Here is a 12,323-nt window from a genome sequence, read left to right on the forward strand (position 1 = left end):
TGCACACTCTCCTTTCCTTATGCGAACTGCGCGGTTTCCGTGGATCCGGCCATCGCGGTTGTGGACGACTGGCCGCCTGAGATGACTTGCGCGACTTCGTCGAAGTAGCCGGTGCCGACTTCGCGCTGGTGGCGTGTCGCCGTGTAGCCTTTTTCTTCGGAGGCGAACTCGGCCTGCTGGAGGCGGGAGTAGGCCGCCATGCCTTCGTCCCTGTAGGCATTTGCCAGTTCGAACATGCTGTGGTTCAGCGAGTGGAAGCCTGCGAGCGTGACAAACTGGAACTTGTAGCCCATCTTCGCGATTTCGCGCTGGTACTCGGCAATCGTTTCCTTGTCGAGGTTCGCTTCCCAGTTGAATGAAGGTGAGCAGTTGTACGCGAGCATCTTGCCCGGGAACTTCTCGTGAATCGCATCGGCGAACTTTTTCGCTTCTTCAAGCGACGGTTTGGACGTCTCGCACCAGATCAGGTCGGCATATGGTGCGTAGGCAAGGCCGCGTGCAATCGCCTGGTCGATGCCGGCGCGTGTGCGGTAGAAGCCTTCCGGCGTGCGCTCTCCGGTGATGAATTCGTGGTCTGCCGGGTCGATGTCGCTTGTGATGAGGTCCGCCGCATCCGCATCGGTGCGGGCGATGATGATCGTCGGGACGCCCATGACATCTGCCGCAAGACGGGCGGAGATCAGGTTCTTCACCGCGTTCTGCGTCGGGAGGAGAACCTTGCCGCCGAGGTGGCCGCATTTCTTCTCGGATGCAAGCTGGTCTTCGAAGTGGACGCCCGCTGCTCCCGCCTCGATCATGCCCTTCATCAGTTCAAAGACGTTCAGCGGGCCGCCGAATCCGGCTTCCGCATCCGCGACAATCGGCGCGAACCAGTCGAATCCTTCACGGCCTTCCGCGCGGTCGATCTGATCGGCGCGCTGGAGCGCCTGGTTGATGCGCTTGACCACGTGCGGCACGCTGTTTGCCGGGTACAGGCTCTGGTCCGGGTACATCTGGCCCGCGATGTTCGCATCCGCCGCGACTTGCCAGCCGCTCAGGTAGATGGCCTGCAGCCCTGCCTTGACCTGCTGCATCGCCTGGTTTCCGGTCAGGGCGCCCAGTGCGTTGATGAACGGTTCCTCCTGGAGGGATTTCCAGAGCCGTGCCGCTCCGCGCTTTGCGAGTGTATGTTCAATCTGGACGGAGCCGCGGAGGCGGTACACATCTTCCGCCGTGTAGGGCCGTGTGATTCCGTTCCAGCGCTCATCCTGCCATCCCATTTCAATCTGTTCGATTTCCGCCTGTTTTGTTGTCATCCGATACACACCTTTCAGAGGGTTTTATAAGCGCTGTTATAAAATAGTTCTTTCTGACTGTTTCATAACAGCTGTTGTTGTTGTAAATTACTATATAACAGAATTGTCTTTTTTGTCTGGGTTTTCGGACTAAAAGGGGAAATTCTTTGATGAACATGGGCGATTCGCCGATGAATGGAGGAGATCAGATGAACAACGGTGTGTTAGAACAGTTGGCGCAGTTTGCTTGTGAATGGATTCCGGAAAAAGCGGCATTTGCCGTGGCGGCAGACGGGCAGTATATTCACCTCGACCAGCGGGGCCTGGACATTCCGCTCGCCGCTGGCCATCCCGTCATCCCCGGGGATATCGCCCATCAAGTGATGAAGACAGGCCGGCGAGCGGAAGACCGGCTGTCCTTCCCTGATCAGAACACTTCCTATTATGGAATCGGCTACCCGGTCGAGATCGGCACGCTTCCCGGCGCCGTCATCGTCCTTCTTCCCGAAGAACGGAAAAAGGCCGCCCCCATCCGCTATCTGACCGGCCGCAATGACGATGACTGGGTCCCGGTCTCCGTCAGCCGCATCACCCACATCGAAAGCGCCGACAAGAAAACCTGGTTCTACGCCGACGGGGAGGAATTCGCCTCCACCCGGACACTCAAGCAGCTGGAGGCGGAACTGCCGGCTTCCTTCCTCCGGGTACACCGCTCCTATCTGATCAACACAGATTTCATCAGCCGCATCCGCAAAGACGACTTCACCTCTGGACTCCTCATCACGACATCGGACGGCTCGGAAATTCCCGTCAGCCAGACCCACGCCCCCACGCTCAGGAAAGTTCTCGGATTCTGAATTGAAAAAATGCCGTTCCGTGGCAGACGGAACGGCGTTCATCATGTTATTTAGTTTTCTGGGCAGACCGCATGTTGCGTTTATTTGAGAGGTATATCCATATTGCCGTGAAAACCTGAATGAGCGGGAGATAGACCGCCCACGGAAAGGCCGGAGTCGCCCCGAGATACCAGGCATCGGGATAAATCAGGACCGCACTAGCCAGCATCCATAAACACGAGCGCAAAATCAGTCCCAGGACAAATGCGATTGCCGACATGACGATCAATGGAAAGAATAGTTGCAGGGTACCCAACAAAAATCCCATCACCTGCTCCATCCACCAGCCTCCTTATGGGTGGGTTATATCTTGCTACAGGCGGGTTCATCCAGTCTCCGCAATGGATTATACCGCCGGTTCCCGCATTCATCGGTTAGGTTTCGTCATTCGACCGTATGATTTCGCCATTCATCCCATTAATCTCGTCATTCGATAAGTCCGGCCGGGCGAATGACGAAATTGAGGCCACGAATGACGAGACTGCGACCGTGAATGACGAAACCGCAGCCCGCTAAAGTAAAAATCGCTAAAACTCCTTCTCACCTTCCAGCCCTACTATGAAACTTTCGTTGGAGCTCCCTGACCTGCTCCGCCAGTTCCGGAACCGGCCCGTCCACCTCGGCATCACGGATCACTTCCTGTATGGAAAGGTTCCGGACGCGTGACGGGGCAACGCCCAGTTCACCGAGCCATTCGGCCAGCTGTTCCGATGAAGAAGCATAGACAATCCGGCCCAACCCGACCCAGCCGTGGGCCGCAGCACACATCGGGCAGTGTTCACCTGAGGTGTAGACGGTCGCCCCGCTTCTTTCATCCGGAGTCAGGTTTTCAGCCGCCCAACGAGCCAGCGCGAATTCCGGGTGCTGGGTGTGGTCCCCCCCTGCCACGTGATTATGGTCTTCGGCAAGCACTTCCCCGTCTGAAGAGACAAGGACCGAACCGAACGGCTCGTCCCCTTTTTCCAGCGCGGTTTCCGCCAACTCCACACAGCGCTTTAAATGCTTCAGATCCACCTCAGTAATCATCGCCATCTCCTCCTATCTCTGTCATGACCATCTTAATAGAGAAAAAGTTTCTGGACCAATAAAAAATCGGGAACAGCCCTAAGCCGTCCCACCCGCAGCTTACCATACTTCCCTGTCTTAGAAAGCACTGGAGAGACAAACAGACGCACTCAGACTTCTTTTCGAGGCGCTCGAAGGTGCATACAGAGCATTCGGATTGTTTTCGAAGCACCCGGCTGACCCTTCACGCTCCCCCAACAAAAAATCGGGAACGGCACAAAGCCGTTCCCGATCCATTCCTATTCTTATTTCAATACGTCCATGACCGCATCCGCCATCGCATCCACGAACAGCGGGTGCGTCTTCGGCATTTCCGGACGGTAGTAGGAAGCGCCGACTTCATCGCAGACGACTTTGCACTCGTAGTCGTTGTCGTAAAGCACTTCAAGGTGCTCCGCAACGAATCCGAGCGGCGTGTAGACGAATGCCTTGTAGCCGTGTTCCTTATGAAGGTCGCGGGTCAGGTCCTGGACGTCCGGGCCGAGCCAAGGGTCGGGCGTGTTGCCCTCGGACTGCCAGCCGACCGCGTAGGTCTTCACGTCTGCCGCTTCCGCGACGAGCTTTGCCGTTTCGTCCAGCTGGTCCGGATACGGGTCGCCGTGCTCCTTGATCTTCTCAGGGAGCGAGTGAGCGGAGACGACGAGGCACGCGTTTTCGCGCTCTTCATCAGTCATCGAACCGTACGCTTCGCGGATCTTCTCTTCCCAGTACTGGATGAACTTCGGCTGGCGGTAGAAGTCCTTGACCGAATGGATCTGCATGTTGCCGAGCTCCGCTGCCTTTTCCTTCGCGCGCTTGTTGTACGACTCAACGGAGAACGTCGAGTAGTGCGGCGCGAGAACGATCGTGACCGCTTCGGTGATGCCGTCCCGGTGCATCTTCTCCACCGTGTCCTCGATGAACGGGTGAATATGCTTCAGGCCGACATATACTTTGAACTCGATGTCGTCCTGCACTTCGTTGAGCCGCTTGCCGAGGGCTTCCGCCTGTTCGTCGGTCGTCTTGGCCAGCGGGGAGATTCCGCCGATCGCCTCGTAGCGGTCCTTCAGGTCCTGCAGCTGTTCCGGCGCAGGCGGTCGGCCGTGGCGGATATGCGTGTAGTACGGTTCGATGTCTTCTTCTTTATAAGGGGTTCCATAGGCCATGACGAGCAGGCCCATCGTCTTTTTCGCCATTTGTTTCACCTTCCGATTAAGGAGTTTGGGTTACTTACGCAGTTGTGCAGAGTACGTATGGACGAACTCCGTCAGCTTTTTCAGTGTCGCCGGCTGGACGTCCGGGAAGACGCCGTGGCCGAGGTTGAAGATGTGCGCACCGTGCTCGACGCCCTGCTCGACTATGTCTTTTGCCCGTTCCTCGATGACGTTCCAGTCCGCGATGAGAAGCGTCGGGTCGAGGTTGCCCTGGACCGGCTTCGTGATGCCGCGCTCTTCCGCTTCGCGGATTTGCATGCGCCAGTCGAGTCCGACGACATCAACAGGAAGGTCATGCCATTCGTTGACGAGGTGGCTTGCCCCGACACCGAATGTGATGACCGGCACGCCCGTCTTTTTCACTTCGGAAACGATGCGGGTCATGGTCGGCTTGATGAACGCCCGGTAGTCCGCGACATGGAGTGCGCCGACCCACGAGTCGAAGATCTGGACGATTTTCGCGCCTGCCGCGATCTGCGCCTTCAGATAAGCGATCGTCATGTCACCGAGCTTGTCCATGAGCGCCTGCCAGGCTTGCGGCTCCGACACCATGAACGATTTTGTCAGGTTGTAGCTGCGGGACGGGCCGCCTTCGATCATATAGCTGGCCAGTGTGAACGGCGCACCCGCGAAGCCGATCAGCGGCACATCCAGCTGTTCCTCTGTCAGGATTTTGATGGTTTCAAGCACGTACGGCACCTGTTCTTCGGCATGGAACTCGCCGAGGCGGTCGATGTCCGCACGCGAGCGGATCGGGTTGGAGATCACCGGGCCCACGCCGGATTTGATCTTTACATCCACCCCGATCCCTGCGAGCGGTGTGACGATATCCTTATAAAGGATCGCCCCATCGACGTTGTACTGGTCGACCGGAAGCTTCGTCACATAGGCACAAAGCTCCGGCTGGTGTGTGATTTCCTCCAGCGAGTACTTTTCCTTCAGCTTCCGGTACTCCGGCTGGGAACGTCCCGCCTGGCGCATAAACCAGACCGGTGTGTGTTCCGTTTTCTCCCCGCGAGCTGCGCGAAGCAGCGTGTCGTTAAACTTGGTCATGTGATGATTCCTACTTTCTCCGTAATCATTCCGTTTTAACTATAGGCTGTCCAATATTTATTGTATAGATTGGGCAGGCAAATGTCATAGGATTTAACCTTTCCCGACACGTTTCGGACACACTTCCTGTCAAGGATTGGTCACACTTGTTTTAATGGGCCCGGCTGTGGGAAAATTAAGGCAAGGACAGGCAGATACGGGAGGTATGTCAAATGAACTTGTACACCACATCCGGCACGCCGGAATTCATGGAGAAAATCAAGGAAAAACACAGCGGGGAAAACATGGTGCTGCTCCACGGAGCGGGCAACTCGCTTCTTCTGCACGAAACGGAGGGCAAGACCGTTTTCCAGACGCCAAAACGCTATGAAGTGATCGGCGCAAGCGGGCAGCTCGCCAAGCACGGCTATTACATCGTAAACAACATCCCGGTCACCGACGAAGGCCGGCCGATCTTTGAGCACCGCTTCCAGAACCGGGCAAACATGGTTGACGGCCAGCCGGGCTTCCTCACCTTCCGGCTTCTCCGTCCGGTCAAGGATGACACATACCGCGTCGTGACGGCCTGGGAGTCGAAGGATCACTACGAACTGTGGAAAGGCTCGCAGGCATTCAAGGGCGCGCATGAACGGAAAGAACAGACGCCGCCTGCGGAGAAGGTGCAGAACATTTTCAGCGCGGCCTCCTACATCACTGAATATGAAACGGAAAAGCCGGAAGACGAAAAGCTCTGAGCCGGCTGACAGAACGGCGCCCCGGCGCCGTTTTTTTGTTGGAGGAGGATGTGGGCGGGTGTGAAGGTTTTAAGTACGCGAGCTTCCGGGGGGTGAGGCATTTTTCGTACGCAAACTTCTCCCATTCGTACGCGAACCCCGGGGCGTGGAGTTTTTCGCACGTGAACTTCTTGGATTCGCACGCAAACTCCAGGTGCCACGGATTTTTCGCACGCAAACTTCCCAGATTCGCACGCGAACCCCGGGGCGAGGGATTTTTCGTTCGCATCCCCCCGAAGCACTCCTGTTTTCGCGCGTCCCCTTGGGTGTGACACTTTTTGTCTGGTCACGTGCTATTGCTCTTCTTCCGGATGAGGTCTATAATAAATAACATTCTAATTATTTCGCTTTCCGGAGGGATTCCAATGACCGAACAGACAGTAAGCACCGAGAATTTGCAGGAACGGCTTTTCTCCAAGCTGGAAGCTTCCAATGAGGACATGATCAAGATCCGCCGCTACCTGCATATGCATCCGGAGCTTTCATTCAAGGAATACAAGACCGCACAATATATTCAGGATTTCTATAAGGAACTCGGCGTTGAGTTTCGGGCGAATGTCGGCGGCAACGGCGTCGTCGCACGCATCAAGGGTGCCAAGCCGGGCAAGACGGTCGCACTCCGCGCCGACTTCGATGCCCTGCCGATCCAGGACCAGAAAGATGTCGAATACAAGTCGACCGTTGACGGCGTCATGCACGCATGCGGACATGACGGCCATACAGCCACGCTCCTGACACTTGCCAAAGCGCTCCATGAACTGCGCGATGAGCTGGCCGGCGAGTATGTCATGATCCACCAGCACGCGGAGGAATTTGCCCCGGGCGGCGCCATCTCGATGATCGAGGACGGCTGCCTGGACGGCGTCGATGCCATCTTCGGCACGCACCTCTGGTCCCAGACGCCTTACGGCACAGTGGAATACCGCACCGGCCCGATCATGGCGGCAGCCGACCGGTTCGAGATCAAAGTACAGGGCCGCGGCGGACACGGCGCGAACCCGCACCAGACAAAAGACGCTGTCGTCATCGGCTCCCAGCTGGTGCAGAACCTCCAGCAGCTCGTTTCCCGCCGTGTCGACCCGATCGAATCGGCCGTGCTTTCAGTCGGTTCGTTCGTAGCCGAGAACGCGTTTAATGTCATCGCTGACTCCGCTGAGCTCAAAGGCACAGTCCGTACGTTCCAGCCGGAAATCCGTGACCTCATGGAGACCGAGATTGCCCGTGTCGTCGAAGGAACCGCCATCTCGACGGACAGCGAAATCGACTGCAAATACTTCCGCGGTTACCCGGCAGTCGTCAACCATGCGGCTGAGACGGACTTCCTCGTGAAGACGATTGAAGGACTCGAAGGTGTAGAGGCTGTCGAGGGCGCGCCTCAGATGGGCGGCGAAGACTTCGCCTACTACCTCGAGAACGTGCCTGGCACGTTCTTCTTCACCGGCGCCGCTCCGGAAGAGCCGTATCCGCACCACCACCCGCGCTTCGACTTTGACGAGCGGGCGATGCTACAGGCAGCCAAGATCCTCGGTGCCGCCGCAACCGGCTACCAGGGCGAATAAGGACAGCACCATCCGGACCTCTTCCTGAAAGGGGTCCGGATTTTTCTATGGCGGTTGAATTCTTGACCCCTGATGCATGCTGTTCCAAGATGGACAAAGACGACTGTTGTAAAGGATGAATCAGATGAGAGAAATCTACAGCGACGTGATTCAGTTCCGCGGCTCGCACTATGACTTTGGTTTTCTGCAGGGCGAGCGCCTTCGCGATTCCCTGACGCTCCATAACCGCAGGACAAAATGGCGGACGATGAAACCCCGCTTCAAAATCGATATCCGGGAAGCAAAAGACATCTTCTGCCGGTTTGCCCCGCAATTGTGGGATGAGCTGAACGGCATGCGGGACGCGCTCGACCTGCCGATGGAGGAGATACTCCGGGATTTCGGCGGCTACCGGACCGAAACCGTCCGCGCAGGCTGCTCGGTCCTGACCGGCAGCGACTTTATCGTCCGGAACTATGATTTCCACCCGAATACGTACGAAGGGCTTTATACCGTCTTCCAGCCAGACGACGGAGGCAACGCCATCATCGGCCCCGCACAGCGGATTACCGGACGGATGGACGGCCTGAACGAGAAGGGCCTGGCGATGGGCTACAACTTTACGAACCGGAAGCGGCCCGGCGACGGATTCGTGTGCTGGATGGTCGGACGCCTGATCCTTGAGACATGCGCAGATGTGGAGGAAGCCGTCCGATTTCTGCAGGACCTCCCCCACCGCGGGTCGTTCAGCTACAACCTGCTCGACAAAACCGGCAAGCGGGCACTTGTCGAAGCGGGACCGCGCGGCGTCATTGTGCGTGAGTCCCCGTACTGCACGAACCACTTTGAGCAGCAGACCGAAGAAAACCGCCGCTACCTGAAAGACTCCATCGAGCGGATGGACGCCATGAAAGAGCTGCCGGAAGCCCTGTCGGACGCACATCGGGCATGGCGCCTCCTGAACGACACCGACAAAGGCGTCTTCGCCGACAACTACAGGAGCTGGGCGGGCACGATCCACACTTCCGCCTACTTCCCGGAGACGCTCACCGCTTGGTTCGCTCTCGGAGGCGATACCGATCCGGTCGAATTCAACTTCGGGCGCTGGCTCCGGGGTGAAGACACGGAGCGGCGGACGATCACGGGACACGTCGACACGGACATCGGATTTGCGTACATGGATAAGCTTCGGAACTAAGCGGGTTCTGTACTAAACGTTGATGATCTTAAGTGAAACGTTGATGAACTTCATTGAGACGTTGACGATCTTTGGTGAAACGTTGATTAACTTCACTGAGACGTTGACGAACCGCTTTTATCCACATAAAAAACTGGCTTCGCGCACTGCGAAGCCAGTTTTTCTTATTCACTTCTTCCCCGACATCCGGAGCGTCACTTCCGAGATGACCAACACGGCAATGGCAAGCAGCAGCATCCCTGCCCCCATCCCGTACTGAAACCATGCCGCAATGAGGACAAGCACAGCCTGGACCGCCTGCGCGCTGCGGACCGTACGGCGCACCGCGGATGCGCGCACCGCCTCCGTCACCGGATACAGCCGGTCCATCCGGAACTCGTGCTGGCTGGCGAGGGCATCACGCAGCTGATAGGTCGTCGCGAAGGCGAGCGCGCCGCTGAAGACGGCGGCAACCGCCGGCATCGGGATAAAGAGCGCACCGACCATCGAGATCGCCGTCAGGCGGACCCACAAAAGGAACAAGTCATCCGACCGGATAAATGTCCGCATCGCCAGGTAGCGCGGTGCAGCATGCGATTCGAACGCAGCGTTTCCGTACACCCAGTCGAGCCACGCCCTCCTGTGGACGGCACCGCGCAGATGCGGGACGTCCGTGAACTGGTTGGCGAACCGGTAGAACCGGCTCATGCGGCCGCGCTCCAGCTCGATAAAGTGGAGGAACGGGAACGGCTTGCCTTCGCTCGTCCGCTGCTTCAGCACGCCGTACACCACGATCGGGATCAGAAGCGCTGCGCCGAGCCACCACTTGCCGTACATGGCAACAATGAGGGGAATCGCCGTCAGGACAAAGCGGATGGCGCGGTCGCCCCACGCCCCTTCTCCCTGCTCCGCCCAGCGGTGGGCAAACTCGGTGCGCACATTCAATATATGGAGTGCGGCAATGCCGAGCACCAGGGCGAGCAGCCCGATCCCTTTGAGTCCGTACACCGCATTCAGGAGCGGGATCGAGACGATAAAGGCGATGACCGGCAGCAGGATCCCCGAGACGGACGTCCACTTAAGCGCGCTCTGCATGTAGCCGCCGAGCTTTTCTTCCATCGGCAGGAAAAAGACGGCGTCCGCTTCTTTCAGCAGTGTGACAGGCGGTGCATAAGCCAGGATCGCGGCAAGGATGATGCCTGCCAGCGGTGCGGCCGGAAAGTCCCCGGCAACGGTCTTGAGCCAGCCGCTGTACGCATAGCCTCCTGCTCCGATCAGAAACACGAGGACGATGGCGAGATGCCCGGTAAAGATGAACTTTGTGTAGCGCTGCAGCTCCTCCGTGTAATGGGTGAAGCGGCTGCGCCACACGTCACGCAGGCTGCCCATCGTCCGGCTCCCCTGCCATCTCGATATAGAGATCATCAAGCGTCGCGCCCGGCATGCCGAACTGTTCGCGGAGTTCGTCCATCGTTCCCGCAGCGCGCATCCTGCCCTCATGCAGGAGCAGGATCCGGTCACAGTACTTCTCGGCAGTCGCAAGGATATGCGTCGACATGAGGACGGACGCCCCGTCCGCCTTTTTCTCGCTCATCTGCTCGAGCAGGGAGCGGATGCCGAGCGGGTCGAGCCCGACAAACGGCTCGTCGATGATGTAGAGCGACGGGTTCACGAGGAACGCGCACATGATCATGACCTTCTGCCGCATGCCCTTTGAAAAATGCGACGGGAACCAGCGCAGCCGTTTTTCCATCCGGAACTCCCTGAGGAGCGCGGCGGATCTCGCCTCGAACACATCTTTCGGGATGCCGTAGGCCATCGCCGTCAGCTCAAGATGCTCGCGGAGCGTCAGCTCGTCATAGAGGACCGGTGTTTCCGGGATATAGGAAAACGAGCTCCTGTATTTCTCGGGATCGTCGCGGAAAGCCGTTCCGCCGATCCGGATCTCTCCTTCCGACGGCTCCATGAGCCCGATGATGTGCTTGATCGTCGTACTTTTCCCGGCGCCGTTCAGCCCGATCAGCCCGACCAGTTCGCCGGGGCCGACTTCAAATGACAGATCGTGAAGCACCGGCTTGCGCGTATAGCCGCCGGTGATCTTTTCCACTTCCAATACGTTCATGATTCCACCCCATTCATGCCTCCATTTTAGCAAATCCGGACCGCTTATGCCTCGAATGCCTGTCCTCTATTTTCTGAATATATGATATCCTGTTGTCAGGATATGAAAAGGAGATGTTGACCGATGACCGAATGCATTTTCTGCAAGATGGTGGAAGGGGAAATCCCCGCAGCCAAAGTTTATGAGGATGAGCATGTCCTCGCTTTCATGGACATCATGCCGACGACAAAAGGCCATGTCCTGCTGATCCCGAAAGTGCACCGCGAAAACATCTATGAGTTCAGCGAAGACGAAGCGGCACAGCTGTTCTCCGCCGCGCCGAAAATTGCGCGCGCACTCAAAGCCGAGTTCGAGCCGGCCGGCATGAACCTCCTGAACAACACCGGAGCGGCCGCCAGCCAGAGCGTCTACCATTTCCACCTCCACTTCATCCCGCGCTATGACCGCCAGACGGACGGCTTCGGGCTGCATTGGGAAACGAAAGAAGACGAGTTCCCGAAAGAAAAGCTGCAGGAAATCGCAGCTGCAATCGGCGCGCAGATCAAAAACTGATGGATTGAAAGTTTCATCCAAAAACGGTACAATCGGACTACGCAACCCGCCGTCGGCCATGAGGGCACGCCGGGGGTAGCAAAATTTAGCTTAGCTGAGGAGAGATGAGCAATGAAAACGAAAAATCTGGTTCTGATGGCTTTACTGATCGGTATTGGCACGGCGCTGTACCTGGTGATTCCGGGGATCAACGGGGGCATGAAGCCCGACTTTATGCTGACGATGATGTTCATCGGCATCCTGCTGTTCCGCGACATCAAGAGCGTACTCGTCATGTCGGTATCCACCGGCATCCTGTCCGGCCTGTTCACGACGTTTCCGGGCGGATTCATCCCGAACGTCATTGACAAGACCGTGACGGGAATCGTCTTCTTCGGCGTCGTGCTCCTTCTCGGGAAGCTCGCCGACAAGCTGGCCGTGGCAACCGTGCTGGCTGCTCTCGGAACGGTGCTGTCGGGTTCGATCTTCCTGTCCGTCGCGATTTTCGTGCTCGGCGGAGATTTCCCGTTCATGGCCCTGTTCCTGACAGTCGTCCTGCCGGCAATTGCCATGAATGCCATCGCCTTCTTTATCATCTATCCGATCGTTCTCCGGCTCGCCCAGCGCTCGAACTACGCGCCGGCGCCTTCCATCTGATCGGACACAGGCAAACACCCCGGCCGGGACATGGCCGGGGTGTT

13 protein-coding genes are annotated in these 12,323 nt (G+C 57.7%); 6 read left to right on the forward strand and 7 right to left on the reverse strand.

Annotated elements, in window-relative coordinates; all coding sequences use genetic code 11:
• Nucleotides 1-17 precede the first annotated feature (17 nt).
• On the reverse strand, nt 18-1,295 hold the full coding sequence (gene aceA / locus C772_RS13225; protein ID WP_008300734.1) for an isocitrate lyase: 1,278 nt from the start codon (nt 1,293-1,295) through the stop codon (nt 18-20).
• A 188-nt stretch (nt 1,296-1,483) separates the two neighbouring features.
• Between aceA and C772_RS13230 the strand changes: the two genes are divergently transcribed.
• Nucleotides 1,484-2,131, forward strand: a complete 648-nt coding sequence (locus tag C772_RS13230) for a LytTR family DNA-binding domain-containing protein (protein ID WP_008300736.1) — start codon at nt 1,484-1,486, stop codon at nt 2,129-2,131.
• Nucleotides 2,132-2,177: 46 nt separating this feature from the next.
• Here C772_RS13230 and C772_RS13235 read toward each other — a convergent pair whose 3' ends face one another.
• The 4 genes from C772_RS13235 to hemE all read right to left on the reverse strand — a co-directional run bounded on the left by C772_RS13235 (nt 2,178) and on the right by hemE (nt 5,481).
• A complete protein-coding gene (locus tag C772_RS13235) occupies nt 2,178-2,450 on the reverse strand; it encodes a hypothetical protein (protein WP_008300740.1) in 273 nt (90 codons plus the stop codon).
• Nucleotides 2,451-2,710: 260 nt separating this feature from the next.
• Nucleotides 2,711-3,196, reverse strand: coding sequence for a nucleoside deaminase (locus C772_RS13240; RefSeq protein ID WP_008300741.1), 486 nt, complete (start codon nt 3,194-3,196; stop codon nt 2,711-2,713).
• Between the two features lie 284 nt (nt 3,197-3,480).
• Nucleotides 3,481-4,410, reverse strand: coding sequence for a ferrochelatase (gene hemH, locus C772_RS13245; RefSeq protein ID WP_008300742.1), 930 nt, complete (start codon nt 4,408-4,410; stop codon nt 3,481-3,483).
• A 30-nt stretch (nt 4,411-4,440) separates the two neighbouring features.
• A complete protein-coding gene (gene hemE, locus C772_RS13250) occupies nt 4,441-5,481 on the reverse strand; it encodes a uroporphyrinogen decarboxylase (RefSeq protein ID WP_008300743.1) in 1,041 nt (346 codons plus the stop codon).
• Between the two features lie 212 nt (nt 5,482-5,693).
• On the opposite strand from hemE, the gene C772_RS13255 reads away from it, so the two are divergent.
• From C772_RS13255 to C772_RS13265, 3 genes are all read left to right on the forward strand, one after another.
• Nucleotides 5,694-6,215, forward strand: coding sequence for an antibiotic biosynthesis monooxygenase family protein (locus tag C772_RS13255; protein WP_008300744.1), 522 nt, complete (start codon nt 5,694-5,696; stop codon nt 6,213-6,215).
• 404 nt (nt 6,216-6,619) lie between these two features.
• On the forward strand, nt 6,620-7,813 hold the full coding sequence (locus tag C772_RS13260; RefSeq protein WP_008300745.1) for a M20 metallopeptidase family protein: 1,194 nt from the start codon (nt 6,620-6,622) through the stop codon (nt 7,811-7,813).
• A gap of 124 nt (nt 7,814-7,937) precedes the next feature.
• Entirely contained in the window at nt 7,938-8,990 is a 1,053-nt protein-coding gene (locus C772_RS13265; RefSeq protein ID WP_008300748.1) for a C45 family autoproteolytic acyltransferase/hydolase, read from the forward strand.
• Between the two features lie 168 nt (nt 8,991-9,158).
• Here C772_RS13265 and C772_RS13270 read toward each other — a convergent pair whose 3' ends face one another.
• Nucleotides 9,159-10,358, reverse strand: a complete 1,200-nt coding sequence (locus tag C772_RS13270; RefSeq protein ID WP_008300750.1) for an ABC transporter permease — start codon at nt 10,356-10,358, stop codon at nt 9,159-9,161.
• Complete coding sequence (locus C772_RS13275) at nt 10,342-11,091, reverse strand: ABC transporter ATP-binding protein (protein WP_008300752.1); 750 nt, start codon at nt 11,089-11,091, stop codon at nt 10,342-10,344. Before C772_RS13275 ends, C772_RS13270 begins: the two co-directional genes overlap by 17 nt.
• Before the next feature lie 123 nt (nt 11,092-11,214).
• Between C772_RS13275 and C772_RS13280 the strand changes: the two genes are divergently transcribed.
• Together C772_RS13280 and C772_RS13285 are read left to right on the forward strand one after the other, a co-directional pair.
• Nucleotides 11,215-11,643: an HIT family protein gene (locus tag C772_RS13280; protein WP_008300753.1), complete on the forward strand. Its 429-nt coding sequence runs from the start codon at nt 11,215-11,217 to the stop codon at nt 11,641-11,643.
• A gap of 111 nt (nt 11,644-11,754) precedes the next feature.
• Nucleotides 11,755-12,279, forward strand: a complete 525-nt coding sequence (locus C772_RS13285) for a tryptophan transporter (protein WP_008300754.1) — start codon at nt 11,755-11,757, stop codon at nt 12,277-12,279.
• The last annotated feature ends 44 nt before the right edge of the window (nt 12,280-12,323 follow it).

It is taken from the genome of Bhargavaea cecembensis DSE10 (genome assembly GCF_000348905.1).
Classification (GTDB): Bacteria; Bacillota; Bacilli; order Bacillales_A; family Planococcaceae; genus Bhargavaea; species Bhargavaea cecembensis.